At 59.0% G+C, this 18,284-nt stretch carries 12 protein-coding genes; 5 read left to right on the top strand and 7 right to left on the bottom strand.

The window, feature by feature from the left end:
* Window positions 1-3 precede the first annotated feature (3 nt).
* Together K1Y02_03965 and purM are read right to left on the bottom strand one after the other, a co-directional pair.
* Complete coding sequence (locus K1Y02_03965) at window positions 4-2,997, bottom strand: phosphoribosylformylglycinamidine synthase (protein MBX7255498.1); 2,994 nt, start codon at window positions 2,995-2,997, stop codon at window positions 4-6.
* The gene (purM, locus tag K1Y02_03960; GenBank protein ID MBX7255497.1) at window positions 2,987-4,051 is read right to left on the bottom strand and encodes a phosphoribosylformylglycinamidine cyclo-ligase; all 1,065 of its coding nucleotides are present in this window, start codon (window positions 4,049-4,051) and stop codon (window positions 2,987-2,989) included. Before purM ends, K1Y02_03965 begins: the two co-directional genes overlap by 11 nt.
* Window positions 4,052-4,166: 115 nt before the next feature.
* Here purM and K1Y02_03955 point away from each other — a divergent pair, with 115 nt between their 5' ends.
* The gene (locus K1Y02_03955; GenBank protein ID MBX7255496.1) at window positions 4,167-5,024 is read left to right on the top strand and encodes a LysR family transcriptional regulator; all 858 of its coding nucleotides are present in this window, start codon (window positions 4,167-4,169) and stop codon (window positions 5,022-5,024) included.
* A 98-nt stretch (window positions 5,025-5,122) separates the two neighbouring features.
* Window positions 5,123-6,883, top strand: coding sequence for a carbon starvation protein A (locus K1Y02_03950; protein ID MBX7255495.1), 1,761 nt, complete (start codon window positions 5,123-5,125; stop codon window positions 6,881-6,883).
* 152 nt (window positions 6,884-7,035) lie between these two features.
* Here the strand turns inward: K1Y02_03950 and K1Y02_03945 are convergent, their stop codons facing one another.
* From K1Y02_03945 to K1Y02_03930, 4 genes are all read right to left on the bottom strand, one after another.
* Window positions 7,036-9,168, bottom strand: a complete 2,133-nt coding sequence (locus K1Y02_03945; protein ID MBX7255494.1) for a hypothetical protein — start codon at window positions 9,166-9,168, stop codon at window positions 7,036-7,038.
* 154 nt (window positions 9,169-9,322) lie between these two features.
* Entirely contained in the window at window positions 9,323-10,249 is a 927-nt protein-coding gene (locus K1Y02_03940) for a tetratricopeptide repeat protein (GenBank protein MBX7255493.1), read from the bottom strand.
* A 30-nt stretch (window positions 10,250-10,279) separates the two neighbouring features.
* Window positions 10,280-10,762: a hypothetical protein gene (locus K1Y02_03935; protein MBX7255492.1), complete on the bottom strand. Its 483-nt coding sequence runs from the start codon at window positions 10,760-10,762 to the stop codon at window positions 10,280-10,282.
* Window positions 10,759-11,295: a hypothetical protein gene (locus tag K1Y02_03930; GenBank protein ID MBX7255491.1), complete on the bottom strand. Its 537-nt coding sequence runs from the start codon at window positions 11,293-11,295 to the stop codon at window positions 10,759-10,761. The genes K1Y02_03935 and K1Y02_03930 overlap by 4 nt, the downstream gene beginning before the upstream one ends.
* Window positions 11,296-11,666: 371 nt before the next feature.
* Here K1Y02_03930 and K1Y02_03925 point away from each other — a divergent pair, with 371 nt between their 5' ends.
* A complete protein-coding gene (locus K1Y02_03925) occupies window positions 11,667-13,553 on the top strand; it encodes a hypothetical protein (GenBank protein MBX7255490.1) in 1,887 nt (628 codons plus the stop codon).
* A 100-nt stretch (window positions 13,554-13,653) separates the two neighbouring features.
* On the opposite strand, the gene K1Y02_03920 is transcribed toward K1Y02_03925, so the two are convergent.
* Window positions 13,654-14,283: a DUF4019 domain-containing protein gene (locus tag K1Y02_03920; GenBank protein MBX7255489.1), complete on the bottom strand. Its 630-nt coding sequence runs from the start codon at window positions 14,281-14,283 to the stop codon at window positions 13,654-13,656.
* A 570-nt stretch (window positions 14,284-14,853) separates the two neighbouring features.
* Between K1Y02_03920 and K1Y02_03915 the strand changes: the two genes are divergently transcribed.
* Both K1Y02_03915 and K1Y02_03910 read left to right on the top strand, forming a co-directional pair.
* Window positions 14,854-17,217, top strand: a complete 2,364-nt coding sequence (locus K1Y02_03915) for an alpha-galactosidase (GenBank protein MBX7255488.1) — start codon at window positions 14,854-14,856, stop codon at window positions 17,215-17,217.
* Window positions 17,218-17,263: 46 nt separating this feature from the next.
* Window positions 17,264-18,193, top strand: a complete 930-nt coding sequence (locus K1Y02_03910; GenBank protein MBX7255487.1) for a hypothetical protein — start codon at window positions 17,264-17,266, stop codon at window positions 18,191-18,193.
* Window positions 18,194-18,284: the final 91 nt, after the last annotated feature.

Raw genomic sequence — 18,284 nt, 5'->3', positions numbered from 1 at the left:
TCATTACCAGCGCAGCGGACGTTGCCACGCCGTCTTCAATTCGGACAATGCGACCTTGTCCTGGAACCCGTTGAGTCCGCTCAGATGAAACACCTCTTCAGCGATAACCGCTCCTACTTTCGTAACCGGGCAACCCGCGAGCGCCGCCTCGAACTCGCCCACCCGCTCCGGATGCACGGTCGTCACAAACCGGCTCGCCGATTCGCTGAACATCGCCACCACATTGCTTTCCGCGCCCACGCGTGCGATGTCCACTTCCATTCCGAATCCGCCTGCAAAAGCCGATTCCGCAAGCGCCACGCCAAGCCCGCCGTCGGAACAATCGTGACACGACGCCACCAACCCTTTGCCGATGGCGGCGGACAGCTTCTCGTAGATTGCGCGTGCCTTGGCCGGGTCCACTTTCGGCGCGTTCACGCCCAGTTGACCACGCAACGCCAGGTATTCGCTGCCCCCCATCTCGTTCTTCGTCTCGCCCACGACGTACACCACGTCTCCCGGTCGCTTGACGTCCATTGATACCGTCTTGGTCACGTCGCGAAGGATGGCCGCCGCCGTAAACAACACCGTCGGCGGAATCGAAATCTTCGTGTCGCCGATCTTGTAGTCGTTTTTCATGCTGTCTTTGCCGCTGATCAGCGGAATGCTGTACGCCGTGCACACGTCATACAACGCCTCGCAGCACCGCACCAACTGCGCCAGCTTATACGCGCCGTCCGGCGTCTTCTCGCTCTGCACCGGGTCCGGCCAGCAGAAATTGTCGAGTCCTGCAATCAGTCCCAACTCCGCGCCCACTGCAATCAGATTTCGCACGCTTTCGTCGATGGCATTCGCCATCATCGCGTACGTGTCGATGTCGCTGTACTTCGGCACGATGCCGCACGAAATCGCGATGCCTCGTTTGGAACCCGGCACCGGCCGTATCACGCCCGCGTCGCCGGGACCGTCGTGATCGATTCCCTGAAATTGCTTCAGCACGCTCTGCGCTAGCACTTCGTGGTCGTACATGCGCACGAAGGTTTCCTTGCTGCACACGTTCAACGAACCCAACACGGCTTTCAAGTCGTCGACCAGATCCCTGCTCTCGACGACCAACTCCGGCTTGAGTTCCGGCGCCTTCCACTTTGCCTTCAGGTGCATCCGCGGCACACCGTCATGAAGGAAATTCATATCCAGCGCGGCGATGCGCTTGTTCTCGAAATAGCACTCGAGCCGCCCCGAATTGGTGAATGTGCCCAGCACGGTGGCCTCCACCGCGCGTCGCTTCGCCAAATCCATAAACGCCGCCTCGTGTTCCGGCGGCACCGACAACGTCATGCGCTCCTGTGCCTCGGACAGGAAAATCTCCCACGGCGCAAGCCCCGGATACTTCAGCGGAGCGCGATCCAGATGGACTTCGGCGCCTCCCGACGCGCGCGCCATCTCGCCGATACTCGAAGACAAACCACCCGCGCCGTCGTCGGTAATGCATGAGAACAAGCCCAGATCGCGGGCTTCCAACAGAAAGTCCGCCATCTTCTTTTGCGTGATGGCGTCGCCAATCTGCACCGCCGTTGCGGGCGATCCCTCGTGCAATTCCTCGGAAGAGAACGTCGCCCCGTGAATGCCGTCTTTACCGATGCGCCCGCCGCACATAACGATTAGATCGCCGGGCTCCGCGCCCTTCTCGTGACTCGGCTTGCCCGCTACCGTCGCGGGGATTAGGCCGCCCGTGCCGCAAAAGACCAAGGGCTTGCCCAGGAATCGCTCGTGAAACACAATCGCGCCGTTCACGTCGGGGATGCCGCTTTGATTGCCGCCGTCCTTTACGCCCTGATGCACGCCGCGCAACACGCGCCGTGGATGCATCAGCCGTGGCGGAATCTCGCCTTCGTAAAAGGGCGACGCGAAGCAGAACACGTCCGTGTTCAAGATACACTTGCACCCCAAGCCCGCGCCTAGAATGTCGCGGTTCACGCCCACGATTCCCGTAATCGCTCCGCCGTATGGGTCCAGCGCGGAAGGACTATTGTGCGTCTCGACCTTCAGCGAGAAATTCCACTTGTCGTCGAACTTGATGATGCCCGCGTTGTCGTGAAACACGCTGACCAGCCAATCGACTTGCTTGCGAACCTCATCCGTGGTCGCCTTGACGTAACTCTTGAAGAGGGAATCGATCTCCCGAGTCTTTCCGGTTTCGTCCTCGTACTCAATCTTCGCGTTGAAGATCTTGTGCTTGCAGTGCTCCGACCACGTCTGCGCCAGGATTTCCAACTCGATGTCCGTCGGCGATTCCGGAAGACCTGCCTCCGCGCGCATCGCCTTCGTTTTTGGATCGCGGTAGTAGTCGCGAATCGCTTTCATCTCGTCGAGTTCCAGCGCAAGCATCTTGTCCCGGCTCAACGACACCAGCGCCTTGTCGGACAATTCGAGGTCTACCGTGTGCACTGAAACGTCGCTGCGATCCGTCACGACTGGCAATCCGAGCAGGCTCTGACCATCCAAAGCCTTCATCTCGCTCGCCGACTTCACCACCCAACGCTGTATTAACTCGTTGGCAAGCAGATCGCGCGCAATACGCTCGCATAGCTTCGCGGATACCCCGCCTTTGATGGCGTACAACGTCGACTTATAAACCGTCTCGCCGTCTTTCAACGCGCGGCCAATCGTATCCGAGATGCCTTCAGCCGAACTCTTGCCCACGTTGTCCGTCACACCCGGGCGGAAACCGACTTCAATTGCAAAATCGTAGTCATGTGCCAATGAGGCATTCAGCGCGGACTCCTGAATGATCGGGTCCATGAACAGCTCGGTTCGCACGCGATCCAGCTCTTCCGATGTAAACGATCCCACGACCGTGTACACATCAATCACGCGCACGTCCGTTACTTCGATGCCCAAATCCTCGGCGATACGCGAACGCGTTCCCATTCCCGCCGGATCGGGCAGATCCCGCTTCATTCCCACTTCAATTCGGTGAGAAACCGCCGCTGGCGCCACCTGTTCGCTAACCGGCATACCGAAGGCTCCCCGTGTAATTCACCTTGTGTTCCCCCTCGACGACGCGACCGATGATGGTCCCTTCTCCGCCTGCCTGGCTCAACGTGCGCAACGCGCGATCCGCTTCTGCCTCGCTTACGATAACCAGGAAGCCCATGCCGAGGTTGAACGTGCGCAGCATTTCGCGCTCTTCCACGCCGCCCAGCTCCTGAAGGAATCCGAAGATGCGCGGCACTTCCCATTTCGTGAGATCGATCAACGCCCCGGCGTTCTTCGGCAGCGCCCGTGGTAAGTTATCCGTAATACCGCCGCCGGTGATGTGCGCCATGCCCTTGATGTTCACTATCTTCATCAACAGACGCACCAGCGTGGCATAGCTGCGATGCGGCTCCAACAACGCCTCGCCCAAGCTCTTGCCCAGCCGAGGCACTTCATCTTTCCATGACATCTTGGCCACGTCGAAACAAATCTTGCGCGCCAGGCTGTACCCGTTCGTGTGCAGCCCGCTCGACGGCAGACCGATAATCACGTCGCCCGGCTCAACCGTCGACCCGTCCACGATACGCTTTCGATCCACGACCCCGACAATCGTTCCCGATATGTCGTACTCGTTCTCGAAATACATCCCCGGCATTTCGGCCGTCTCGCCGCCAATAAGCGCGCATCCCGCGTAACGGCAGCCAATCGTCAGTCCGCGTATCACCTCTACCACGACCCGCGGATCGAGCTTCCCAAATGCCAGATAGTCCAGGAAGAACAACGGCCGCGCCCCTTGAACCAGAATATCGTTCACGCAGTGCGCAACCAGGTCGATCCCGATCGTGTCGTGCTTGTCCATCATGAACGCCAGCTTGAGCTTCGTGCCCACTCCGTCCACGCTCGACACCAGAATCGGCTCTTCCATCCCCTTCGTGTCGAGGCTGTACATCGCCCCGAAGGTGCCTATGTCGCAAAGCACCCGGTCATCGAAGGTCTTGTTCACCATGTCTTTGATCTGTCGAATGGCTTCGTCCGCGGCATCGATGTTCACGCCCGCGTCCTTATAACTTAGCCGGCTCTTTTCTTGGCTCATTGCTTACTCCAAACGGTTCTTCCCACAGCCCGTACAACACGATACGAGCCCCCACTTTATAATGCAAATGAAATCATTTAATATGGTCGATAAGATTTCCTTATGGGAGGTCCCCGTGACACTCGATAGCCTGCGCTGCTTCTGTGCCGTCGTGGATTCCGGCAGCTTTCGTGCCGCTGCCGAACGCGTCCACCGTTCCCAACCCGCCGTAAGCCAGCAAATCAAAGCCCTCGAACGCGAAACCGGCCACGTCCTCCTGGAACGCGCCACGTGCAAACTGACTCCATCCGGTGCGGCCCTCTACACGCGCGCAAGCCGCCTGCTTGCCGACGCCGACGCCCTCTCGCGCGAGCTGCGCGACTTCGACGAGTCCCGGGTCCGCGAACTGCGCCTGGGCACCAGCGACACCACCGCGCTCTACGTGCTGCCGCCCATCGTCCGCCAATTCGCGCGCGCCTTGCCGCAGACTCGCCTCGTCATCGTCAACCGGCCCACCGAAGCCGTTGCCGATCAGGTTGCTCGCGGCGACCTCGACCTCGGCATTGTGACCCTGCCGGTCCGCCGCGCCGAACTGGAAGAACAGGAACTCTTCAAGCAGAATCTTGCGCTGGTTGTGCCCAAACAAAGCCCCATCGCAAAACGTCGCAGTGTTATTCTCGCCGACCTTAAGGATGAATCCTTCCTGCTCCTGGACGAACACACCCGCACCGGCATGTTGCTTCGCGAGCACTTTCGCGAACAAGGGTTCGATCCGCAAATTGTGCTGGACAGTGGCAGCTTCGAGGTGATCAAACGTTACGTTGCCGAGGGGATCGGCATTTCCTTCCTGCCTCGAAACGTAATCTCAGGCTCGGACCGGCAATTGGCCCTGGTCAACGTCTCCGGCCTTCCCCAGGTGACCATCGGCGTCATTCGCCGCCGTGGCGCATACAGAACTTTTGCGGAGAAGGCCTTCTGCGATCTCCTTCGCTGACCGCAGGGTTTCCTGGCTCTCACCCGGTTTGAACGTATTCCCCCGCAATGGTACCTTTACGATCAGTCCGTTCGTCCTATGCAATGTTGGGGCCTTCCATGAATATACTTGTCTTTCTCGTGCTTGCTATCGCAGCTTTCATGCTCGCCCAACGCGTCTACGGCGCGTACGTGGCGCGACGCCTCGGCGTGGATGCGGCCCATCCGACTCCCGCATGCGTCAAGAACGATGGACGCGACTTTGTACCCTCAAAGCGGCATGTCGTATTCGCGCACCACTTTTCCGCAATCGCCGGGGCAGGTCCTATCCTCGGACCCACAATGGCCATCCTCTACGGTTTCGTACCTGCCTGGCTCTGGGTCGTTATTGGCGGCATCTTCATTGGCGCCGTGCACGATTTCACCGCACTCTTTGTATCCGCCCGAGAGCAAGGAAAGTCCATCGCCGAGGTGGCGCGCCAGACCCTGGGCAGACAAGGCGCATTCCTGTTCATCCTTTTCACGACAACGATGATCATGCTCGTCAACGCCTCGTTCCTCAGCGCGGTCACTACCTCGCTCACGTCTATTTGGCCCGTGGACAAACTGGCGTTAGCCCCGGATCAGACCTTTCTCAAAACCGTTGACGTAAATGGCGTCGCGTTTGGCCGGATCGGAGGCATTGCGTCGACTTCCGTACTGATCATCACGCTGTTTTCGCCCATCCTCGGCTGGCTCATGTACAAGCGTGGCATCTCCAAACTGCCCGCTTATCTGCTTGCATCCGCCGTGTGCATCGGCTCGATTCTCATGGGCATCAAGTTTCCGATCATCCTGAGTTCGACTCACTGGCTGATTCTCATCTCCATCTACGTCTTGTTCGCATCGAGCACGCCCGTATGGGTCATTCTTCAGCCCCGCGACTTCATCAACGTTCAGATCCTTTACGCGGGCATTGGGCTCCTCGTCTGCTCCATCATGGTCGCGGGAGGCCAAGGCACGACACTATCCATGCCCTCGTTCAACATTGAAGAAGGCGTGAAGAATCTCGGCCTGCTTTGGCCCATGATGTTTATTACGATCGCGTGCGGCGCCATTTCCGGCTTCCACTCGCTCGTGAGCAGCGGCACCACCGTCAAACAAATCTCCAGCGAAACCGACACGCGCGCCATCGGGTTCAACGCCATGCTCCTGGAATCCTTGCTCGCCGTTTGTGTCCTCGTCGCCGTCGGCGTTGGCCTCACCTTCGACGATTACAAGTCCATTGTCTGGACGGTTGCCGAAGGCCAAAAATCCAACCCGATTCTCGCGTTTAGCCTTGCCTCCGGCCATCTCTACCACAATGCCCTCGGCATTCCTATTGCCCTGGGAACCGTGTTTGGAGTGCTGCTCGTGGAAGGGTTCGTGATAACGACGCTTGATGCCGCCGTTCGCCTCAACCGGTATCTCTTCGAAGAACTGTGGGCCATGCTATTCAAAGAGACCCCGGCAATGCTTCGCAATCACTGGGTCAACTCGTGCTTGGCCGTTTTGTGCATGCTCGTGTTGAGCTACACCAACGCGTTTACCGCTTTGTGGCCTGCGTTCGGCGCGGCCAACCAACTGCTCGCGGCCCTGACCCTTATCGTCGTCACCGCATGGCTGCTCATGAAAGGCCGCACGTTCTTGTTTGCGCTCATTCCCGCGGTCTTCATGATTATCACCACCTTGGCATCGGTCAGCCTGCTGCTCAACAACTATCTCCACAAGGGACAGTACGTGCTTGCCGTATTCGCCTTGCTGATGCTGGCGCTATCCGCGGGCGTGATTGCCCTGGCGATTTCAAAAGTGGTGCTGCCCGCCGTCCGCGGCAACCTTGCCCGAGAATCCGGCAACGCATAAGACATTCCGAGCAGCCTGGAGGAACTCTCCGCGCGCGCCTACTCTATGCTGCGCAGCCGCTCTTGGATGTGGCGCAGCCGCCCTCGGCTGCGACTCTCCACTACCTTATGCAACCGCTGGCCCCATCGGTCCCATGGGCCCCATTCAGTCTCTCAGTTCCCCTCCACAATGAACCCGTGGAACCTCCCCATCCAATACGGCAACAAATACGCTGCGCCATCGTCCTCAACCTGTTCACCATCGCCGCGATCGGGTTCATACGGGTCGCCGTTCCATTTGGAGAAACTACGTTCATCTGCGGGCAAAACATGCGTGAGCACAGGCTTGTCGAACCGGTTGCCCCGATCCGCAAACTGAACATCCGCGCGTATGCTGTTGATCATCGGCCACTGTCGCCGATCCGTCGGAATCTGCCGGAGGTTCTCGATAGCGCCTTCCAGGTCGGCCTGAATGGGATCGATCGTCGCATATACGAACGTGTAGAAACTCGGCTGCTCCGAAGCAACGACCATGTAATGCCGCCTCAGCCCACCGAGCAGCGCCGCCCGAATTACGGGGTCGTGCTCAATCTGGACGATCGGATACCACGCCACAAACCCAAGCTGGTCGTCCGAATGGTTGTTGTCATCCGGGAACACCTTCTTTGTAAGAAGCACGTTGCTCAAGTAACGATGTTCGACAATCAGCTTGCGGTAATGCTCGAGATACTTCTCGTCACCCGTAATGTAATGTGTTACCCGCAGAAACGACAGCATTTGCAGCGAATTCAGGCCGTTTTCCAGAAAGTTCGACGACGTATCGTTGATGGCCTTCGGGTCCCAGAATCCCCATCGCGTGCGCTCGCCGTCCCAGTCTATCAGTTGATAATCGTTCGCGAGAAGATAATCCGTCAGCGCGCGCACCTGTTTCTCTATTAGCGCCTTCTCTTCGGGGTCGTGCTGCGCGATGTGCTCGTAGTACGTGTAGAAAGCAAAGTAATGCCCGTCAATCTCGTCGCTCGACGTGTCGCTCTTCCAGAGCAGCTTTCCGTCAGGTGTCTCGCGCCACTGCTCGTTCTTGCTGGCCCGCTCAGAAATCGGCACAACACTGCGCGCCACAAGCCCCGGCGTACCCGACGCGTTCTGCAGCATGTACAACGCGTGCATGCTTTCGTGCGCCGACTGTTTTGCCGCCTCATCCTTGGTCGCCCCGTAGCAGAGCGACATCGCCCCCACGTGATACGCCGTCCAGAGGCCGTCGTTGTCGTTGTCATCGATCCGATGGGAAGTAGGATTCTCCGCGTTGTCCAGCACACACTCTGCGACAAGCCCAAACCGCCGGTGGCGCTCATTCACCAGTTTCTCGATGGTCTGCGCCTTTTCAAGCAACGTTGTCGTCTTAACGTCGATGCGGCCGATGCCTTCCGCCGTCAATGTGTAGACCGTCTTCGCATCCGCGCTCACCGCAATCGCTTGCACGAGATCGTTCGGCAAATACCGCTTGCCCGCGCGATAGAACCACTGGCGACCCTTCTCGTAAGGCCGGTACTGGATTAGCCCATGAGCCGTGCCTATCCACAGCCGATCGTTCGAATCGGCCACCAGATCCGTGACTGCCTCGATCGGCATTCCATTCCTGCCCGTGAATGCGCTCCAGGTCCCGTCTGACTGCATGCGGCTGAGGCCCACCGGCGTTCCCACCCACAGCGTCCCCTTCGAGTCCTTCGCAAGCGCCGTAATCGTTGTCGCCAGGGGTCCGTCCACCCCATAGCTTTCGTGATACTTGAGGCCGTCGTCATGCGAAAACGAATACAACCCCTTCTCCGTCCCCAACCACCACGTCGCCCCCAACTCGGCCACTCCGGTCACCGTGCCCTTCAAATCCCGGTTCTGAAGCACCGCCGAAAACTCCGCCGCCGATTTCGCGCAACGCAAAGCTTCCCTCAAACGAATCGGGCCCAACATGCCCACGGTCGAACCTTGCTCCCACTGGCCCGACGCCGTCAGACGGTACGTGCCATCCGGTCCCAGCGCCACAAGATTGCCACCCTCGTCGAAAACGAGGCCTTCCACTTGGCCACCGGGTTGCGGCACAGTGATCGCCCTCACGTGTTCCTCAAACGGGGCAACCGCAATTGGCAACTGCCACGCCTTAGCGTCCATTCCACGGTACATGTGCTCCGGTGAGATAACGGGCGGAACAACGTTCGCCAACGGCGGCTTGACGCCCTGCAATACGTCGACGGGTTCACCGGCCGCAAGGAGTGTGACGATTCCGGCGAAGAAACAAGATCCGATTGTCGACATGACAACGAGTCCTTTCCTGTTGTAGGCCAAAGCCTCGTTTCTGGAAGGGTTGATACCAATGGATTAACCGGCTGCAAACCGGCAATACGGCGTATACCATCCGTGACCGACGATCACGGACCATCTCGTCCGACGCGCCGCGCTCTTCCCGATGTTACTGAGCGGGCGGAGGAGTCTGCTCGGCTGCGGGTGCTGCCGCGGAATCCGCAGCCGGCGGCGTTTCTGCGGCCGGAGCTGCTGGTGCCGGTTCAGCCGGCATCTCTGCTTCCGTGCTCGCAGCCGGCGCTTCCGGAGTCGGGCTCACGGGAACCGTCAGGTTCAGTTTCGGCACGTCCGTAGGCGTTTCCCCGGCTGCTGGAGCACCTTCGGCAGGAGCAGCTTCTGCGGGAGCCGGAGGCGGAGCCAATTCCGGATGCTCCTTGGCAAGCCGATCAATCGCCGCTTGCGCATCCGATGCCGCGTGCGACCCCGCAAAGCTAAGCGAGACTTCCTTATAGGCGTCCATCGCTTCCTTGAACCGGCCGCGCGCTTCTTCCACGCGCCCGATGTTTAACGACTGCTTACGTGCCGCAAAACTCTTCGGCCACTTTGTCGATACCTCTCGATAGTAGGCGATCGCCGCGTCCGGATCGTTCTGCTGTTCAGCGACAAATCCCAACCCTTCCACCGCATCCGCGACGTTCTCGGAATCGGGGAACTGGCTGCGCACCTTCTCAAATGCCTGCTTCGCCTTGTCGTACTCACTGGCTCGCAACGCCGCCTCTCCCAGCATATACGTGATTTCGGCGTGAATCTCGCCGCGCCCATCTGCCAACGGCTCCAGCGCCGCAACCAGCTTGGCGGGCTCATACTCCTTCTGCGCCTCCGCGTACTGCGTCAACAACTCGCGCTTGGCCGACAATGAATGGCCCCGGTAAAGCACTCCCAGCAGGAAGCACACCACGATGAACACGGCCGCCCCGGCATACAGAGCAGGATTCTCTTTCACTTGCTCCACAAACGCCGCCCAATCGCTCTTCTCTACCTTGTGATCGTCGAAAAGCGACTTCACAACCTTTTTCTTCTTGGGATCCTGGGCCATTGCCGTGACTTGCTCCTTAGCTCATTCCGGTTACTGAACGCGTGACCACTCGGTTATCTGCCATTCGCCGTTGACTTTCTCCAGGTAGATGTTCACCTGCCCCTGGATGTTCAACGGCGGATTCTTCTCTGCGTTAAACGGCTCAGCCCGCGTTCCAAACGTCTCCACAACGCGCGCCCTCGTTCCCTGCACAAACACCCGCGGCGGCACTCGCGTCACGCGGACCTCTTTGTAGTTCTTGAAAAACTCATTTAGATAATTCTGCAGGGCCGTGTAATCCATCCCTTCAGGATCGCTGTAACTCCGCGAAATATGCGCCAACACCTTGAATATCCGCCGCGATTGGATACCCTGATGAATGTCCGTCAGTACCGCGGCTATCTGATCCTCGTCGCTGACCTTCTGACTCGTAATCCCCGGAATGCTCGGCATTTCCTCGGTTATCGGCGAATTGCATCGTACAAATGCAGCCGCCAGAAGAATCAGTGCGCTGACGAGGACCGCGCGCTTCATTGCGTGCCGTCCGGTGTCATTGTCAATATGAGTTGACGCCCGCCGGCCGCCATGCCAAGGTCGCGAATCTCCACCTTCAGTTTCTTTCCGGGCTTCCGGAAACTGAGCTCAATGACGCTTGCCTCAATCGTATTCGTCAACTGCCAATCTGCCGCCGGGCACTCCCGAATGTAGAAGTTCGCCAGCTCGTTCGGCTTCGACTTCGTCATATACACCATGCGCCCCACCTGAAACGACTTGTCCTCATATACGAACGTACGTTCCATGTCCGCCTTCACGCCCGTCGGCAGCGGAACATCCGGAAACCGCTGCTGTGCCGAAAGCGCAAGACCCTGCTGCGGTGGGGCGGGCTCCACTCCTTGCGGTGGCGCCGGTTCTGCCGGAGGCGCGCCCTCCAACTGCGCGGGCGGACCGCTCTGGCGCACAAACGGATTGTTCACCGACTGACAAGAACTGAACAGGAAACCTGCAGCAAGGGCCAGGCAAATCAGCCGACCCGTCGCCATGCATACCGCATAGTTTCGACGCATCATTGAAGTCCCCTTTCCGCGCGTCACCGCGCTAATGCTACCGTGTCCCCCGCACAAGCGATCTGACCTACCGAAGGAGCCGCTCATCGCGATTCCACTCCACACAGAGACAGTACGGCGTCGCGCTCAAACCATGTAATGAATGTACGCCGCCGTGGGAAAGTTGCACGAAACGGTTCATACGATACTTCCTAAATACTGGCGGGTCAAGTTCCGCGTCCGCACGCCTGACTTCCGCCCACTTCCTCCAAGTTTTGCCGCCCTCGCCGTCTTTACTATCCTTGCAATCCCCGCCGTCCTCACAGTCCACTTCGTCCACCTCGTCCGTGTCAGTCCGTGCTACAATCCCACCTCAACCCCAGGGAAAAAGCACCATGCCCCTCCAAAGGTCCACGGCCCTGCTCTCAATCACCATCGCGCTGGCCAGCCTGTTCACCGCCCAATCTCACGCTACGGTCTATTACCTTGCCGCCAGCGGCTCCGACGAAAACCCCGGCACATCACCCGATGCGCCCTGGAAGACACTATCCCGCGCCAACACCACGGTCTTCCTCCCCGGCGACCGAATCCTTCTCCGGCGTGGCGACACCTGGCGCGGCCAAATCATCCCCGCCGCCTCCGGCGCCGAAGGTGCCCCGATCCTCTACGGAGCATATGGCGAAGGCGAAAAACCGCTCATACTCGGCTCCGTGCAGAAGAACCGTCCCGAAGACTGGGTCGACCTTGGCGGCAACATCTGGTCCACGACCAACCCCGCCGCGACCGGCTCAGAAGTCCTCACGCCCGCGATGCGGTTTCATACCGAAGGCCAGGCCCGTGCACAACTTACTGCCAACCCGCGCGGCTTCACCGTGACATGCTCGTCCTCCGGCGAAGCACCCTCCGAAATCCAAGCCTTCACACAACGCTTCCCCGTGAACGCCGGTGCGCTCTACAAACTCGTTTTCGCAACGAAGACCACGCTACCCTTCGACATGCCTCCACCAAGGCTGTTCAAAGACGGCCCCCCGTGGTCATCCTACGAAGAACAACGCAACGTTGCGCCCCTCCACAACGAAGGGGAACGGCGATTTGAGTTGTACTACCGCTCCACCATCGCCGCGCCCGACGCCCGCATCGGTTTCATGCTCGGCCAGGCTATGCCCCCCGGCGCGGCATTCGAAGTGTTCGACATGAGCCTCGTCGAATGCCTCGGCGACGGTTTTCTCGACCGCGACGTCGGCAACATCATCTTCGACAATGAAAAGTCCTGCGGCTTGAAAGTGTGGGAAAAAGCCGATCTCGACAAACAAGACGAATACTGGTACGACGAAGACGCCCGCGTCGTATGCGTATACTCCACAGCCAACCCCGCCGTTGTGCACGCCAACATCGAATGCGCTCTACGCCGCCACCTCATCGACCAGACCAACCGGTCTCACCTCATCTACGAAAACCTGACCCTCAAATACGGTGCTGCCCACGGCGTCGGCGGCGCAAACACACACCACATCACCGTTCGCGACTGCGATTTCGGCTACATCGGCGGCGGCGACCAGATGGGAGGGGACAAAACCGTCCGCTTTGGCAACGGCGTCGAATTCTGGGCCAACGGCCACGACTGCCTCGTCGAACGCTGCCGGCTCTGGGAAATCTACGACGCCGCCCTCACCAATCAAAGCAGCGGCCCACGCACGAAGCATTACAACATCGTCTACCGCAACAACGTCATCTGGAACTGCGAATACTCCTTCGAATACTGGAACCGTCCCGAAGACTCCGAGACCTACGACGTTGTCTTTGAAAACAACACCTGCGTCAACGCCGGCCACGGCTGGGGCCACGCTCAACGCCCCGACCCCAACGGCAGACACCTCTGCTTTTACTCCAACCCCGCGCAAACCCGAAACCTGATTGTTCGCAACAACATCTTCTACGAATCAACCACTGTCGGCCTATACCTCCGCGGCTGGACCGACGCTGGCCGCGCGGGCCTCACCCTTGAAAACAACTGCTGGTACCAGGAAACCGGCCCCCTTATCCTCATGGAAGACACCAACTACACCATGGCCCAATTCGCCGGCTACCAAACCGCCACTGGCAAAGACGCCCAATCCATCACCGCCAACCCGCTTTTCCGCGACCTCGCCGCTCACGACTTCCGCCTAACCCAAGGCTCACCCTGCATCGCAGCAGGCAAAGACACGGACGTCAAAACCGACTTCGACGGCAAGCCCCGCGAAGGAAAGATGAATATCGGCGCATTCGCTTTTACACCCTAGATGCTCGCTCGAGCACAGCCTACCCCTGTCATTCCGAGTCCGCCTCAGGCGGACGAGGATTCTGGCAAAGCCAAACTTCTTACCCTCGATACCGCAGACTTCACGGTGTTGTTGCAGCACCCTGCGCGTGATTGTCCTCCTTGAACAGTGGTTTGCCGCACGACCCGCAGTACATCACAAACTGCCTTTGCTGCATTCCACAGTGCGGGCATTTCATCGATGCCGCCAGAAGGTCGGAATTCCAGTGAACACCTGTAACCTTCCAGACCCCTTCGTCGAATTCCAGGTCTAAGGTCAGTGTCGCCGTACCTTTGCTGTACATCGCTTGATAGGTGACCCTTCTCGTCTTCCGGCCATCCGAATTCCAGTTCGTGTGTACATGTCTCGGTGATTTGGACTCAAAACTCCCCAAGGCCTGGTCCAAGATCCGACACATCGCGTTGAAGTCCTTGGAATCTGCCACTTGACGCAACTTGGGTGATGCGCTTGCGTAGGCTTCATCATACTTGCCCTGATCGATAAGTGAGAGAAACGCGTCTACTTCCGGTTCAACTGTTGCTGCTGTCTTATTGACCACAAACATAATCACCACGAACAGACATGCCGTGAGAAGTATCACGATCCCACAGCCCATACACGCGATACTTCCCGGAGCTCCAAGATAAAGTTCTCTGCGCGGGATTGGCGGCGGAACGGGTTGTCTTTCCGAAGACGAGATTGCTTCCGTCATGGAATCCCCCTTAAAGACGGCATGTACTCGACTCACTCGCAATTGGCCATGCGCATAGCATACTCATGCAGTCATGACGATACGAGAGGCATCACCTAATTCCTAATGTTCTTGCCTCTTGTGTCGCCCAGCGCATTGGCTTTCATGTCCTTGACGCTCGCTCACGCACACTCCTTCCTGCCATGCCACGCGAGGCATCTGGCAACGACAACCTTTCCTCCTGTCATTCCGAGTCCGCCTCAGGCGGACGAGGATTCTGGCAAAAAAACAACCTTCTCCTCCATTGCACAACCCATCCACGCGCGCAGACTCCGCGCGCAATGCTCTTCAATTCCCTCTTCGTGCCGTAGGCACGGCATACTCCAGCCCGGGGTGAGATTCGCGTCCCAAACGCGAATCGAAACCCCGGGTACCCAGCCCCTCCCACCGAGCGTCCTGTAAGGACGCAAGTGGTTCCTCCCACCACCTCATCGAGACCGCGTGATCCACCTCTACCTCGCCGCGTACAATGCCCCTGGCAATATGTATCGCCCGTTCATATCACGCAAACGGCACCAGGGGGGATCGGTCGTGAGAGCATTGAATGGATTCCTGACACTGCTGGCAATTGGCGCGCTTGCGGCTTCCGCGCAAGACACAACCATCTCGCTCGAAGGCAAGATCGTCGCAATGGCCAATCCCGCCGACACCACCTTCTCCCTGCGCACAACCTCGGACGCCTCGGATTTCCTCGCCAACGCCGCACCACTGTTCAAACCGGCACGCGTGACTCAAACTGTCGTCACCATCGCCCCCTTCGGCGAATGCAATGCCCTCGAACTTGTGGCCGAAAACGGCGACACCACCGTCGTCGCTGTCAACTCCGAATTGCCCTTCGCCTTCATCCAGTCCCGTCACACCAACACGAGCGCGCAACCCGAACCCATCGCCGACATGACCCCGTTCCGCTCGCCGCTTGCCCTATCCGTACCTGCAACGGAATTGAAAGTGCTCGGCACAGCCGGACTCACCGCTCCCGATGCTAACCCCGGAAGCTATACCTTTCTCGCCGTCGCAAACCCGAAAACCCGCGCAGGCGTAGTTGCCGCGTGGCTCTCCCAGGATCGAGGCAGCGGTCTCGTCTTCACACGCGTCGAAAACAACGCCGTGATCCTCGAGCCCCGCTGCGAATACGGCGGCGCGCTTCTCGAACCCAGCGCAACGCTTGCCTCCGAATGGTTCGTCGTCGGTTACTTTGACGATGCGCGACTTGGACTCGAACAATACGCCGATCTCGTCGCGGCGTATTACCAGATAAAACTCCCGCCGCAACCCGCTGGATACTGCACCTGGTACTCCGATCGCAGCGGCGGCGCATCCAACCAGAAGGACCTCAAAATCCTCGCCGGTTTCGCCGCCGGGAAACTCGCCCCCTACGGCTTCAGCTTCGTCCAAATCGATGACATGTGGCAAGGTCCTTCTCGCGAATCCCGTCCCCTGAACACCAGCACCTTCACGGAGGAGTATCTGGGCAAACCTATAGATGCCAAAGATAAATGGTGGAACGGCCCGCACTCCGACTTCACGCGCCACGCGCCAGACGGCCCCTACGGCGACGGCGGTATGCAGGTCGCCGCCGCCAACGTGCGCGCTGCTGGTATGACCCCCGGCATTTGGCTTATGCCTTTCGCGTGGAACCCCACTTGCGACGCTCTGAAAGACCATCAGGATTGGTTTGTGAAACAACCCAACGGCTCGCTCTACTACGCATTCTGGGCCGGATGGTGCCTTGACATGTCGCACCCCGATGCCCGCGCATTCCTCGCGGATAACATTCGCCGCATCTGCCGCAATTGGGGATTCGGGTACCTCAAACTCGACGGCCTCTGGACCGGCACCGGCACAAGCATCCTCTACGTCAACAATGGTTACGCGAAAGACGACTACGGAACCTCCGTCCTCCACGACGAACACATGACTCCCGTCGAAGCCTATCGCAACGGCCTCAAAGTCGTGCGTGAAGCAGCGGGGGAGAAGACCTTCCTCCTCGGCTGCAACGTCGCCCAGAACATGCGCACCCTCGGCGCGAGCTTCGGCCTGCTCGACGCCATGCGCATAGGTCCCGACAACGGACAAGACTGGGGGGGGATCAAGACCGGCCCCTGGCACGGCACCAACCGCTACTTCTTCAACGGTCGCGTTTGGTACAACGACCCCGATCCCGTTTATGTCCGCGCATCCGTCCCTATCGAACAAGCCCGCCTGATCTGCTCGTGGGCGGCTCTCAGCGGCGAACTCACCGTCAATAGCGATTGGCTTCCCGGCCTTCCCGAAGATCGCCTCGATATCCTGCGCCGCGTCATGCCAACCCACCACCTCCCCGCGCGTCCCGTTGACTACTTCGAACAGGATATGCCCCGTATCTGGCAAGTCGTCGACGCAAGAGAAGACTACCGCCGCGACGTTGTTGGTCTCTTTAACTGGCACGACTCCGAAGCCGCTGACATCACCGTCACCTGTGAAAGCCTTGGCCTTCCCAAAGACACCGAATTCGCCTGCTTCGACTACTGGGCTAACGAGCTCTTGCCTTCGTTCAAGAATGAACTCACGCTTAATGTCCCCGCCAAGTCCTGCCGCGTACTCGCTATTCGCGCCATGGAAACCCACCCCTTCGTGATAAGTACCAGCCGTCACGTCACGCAAGGCGCCATGGATCTATTCGACGAAAAGTGGGAGAGCGTATTGAGCGGCGTGAGCACGGTCGTCGCCGGGGAACCCTACGAACTGCGGATAGTCTTGCCAGGCGACGTATGGGCTCGTCAGACTATCGGTACGAGTCCTCATTCGGTCGACGCCGTTTTTCACGGCGACAAAGACTGTTTGCGAGCCACGCTCACAAGTAAGAAATCAGGTTCGGTGAAGTGGTCCATCGACTTCATTTCCAGACGGGGTTGACCGAACCGCCGCACCGATAGCGCCGGGTAGATGCGAGGTACAGTCAATGATATCTCTGATTGCGCTCTTCATTGTCCAAGCAGCATCGGCCAGTGAACCGTCTATCTCAGTAACCGTGTTGGCTGACCGCAACTACGCCACCATCACAAACGCACTGCATCCCGGTAACCGCATCGGTTATCGATTCCATGAACATACACCGATGATTGCAGGCGACATACCCGCAAACGATTCATCGTCCGAAGAATTGCGCAAGGCCGCTGACGCCCTCCAATCCTCGTTCACGAACCGCCCCGGTCTTCGCACGAAGAAGATCGTACTCGGCGACGCCGATTGGCTTCCCCAAACATGGACCTTCTACCTCGCGCCTGCTGAAGACGGCATCGACATGCTGTGGATTGTCGAAACCGCAGACAAAGGACTCAACGAGTACTACGCTGTCCAACAGTGCTTCCGGATGGGCGGCACGACCAACGTCGCATGGCGACGCGAAATCGCCGAGACCCCCGCCTTCAGCGAATATGACCTCTGGGACGAAACACAACGCGACATCACCTCGAAGACGGGCTTAACCCACGTCGTTCGCCACGATTCATGGCAGCCACTGCCCGCCATTCGCGACACCGTCGGTGCGCGCACCCCGCTCGGCATCGCCATGGACTCCCTGATCACCAACGGCCATGTCGACACCATGCCCGAAGTCGGCCCCTACAACGCGCGCATGCTCGAACCCACGGACTCCGGCCTTATCGTGCGCACCAACCTCGACAAGACCTGGGTCTGCGGCATCTACTGGCAACGAACGACCCACGTCACCGATCACCACCCCGCCGACTGCCTCCACAGCATCGTCAACATCGGTGGCATCCCACCACACTCGAAACGCGCCCTGGGCGGCAAGATCTACTGGTTCAAAGGATCGCTCGACGATCTCCGCGCACACTTCAAGCGCGACTTTCCCAACGAACCCAAGTAATACACGCGGAAACGCATGCACACCCTTCCGCAGCCTAAACCCTCTTACTCTATGTCAGTCCGTGCTCGTCTGTGCTGATCTGTGCCCGTCC

The sequence above is a fragment of the Candidatus Hydrogenedentota bacterium genome (assembly GCA_019695095.1).
Lineage (GTDB): Bacteria > Hydrogenedentota > Hydrogenedentia > Hydrogenedentales > SLHB01 > JAIBAQ01.
The sequence above is the reverse complement of the archived record's forward strand: the minus strand, read 5'-3'. Positions and strand labels throughout refer to the sequence as shown.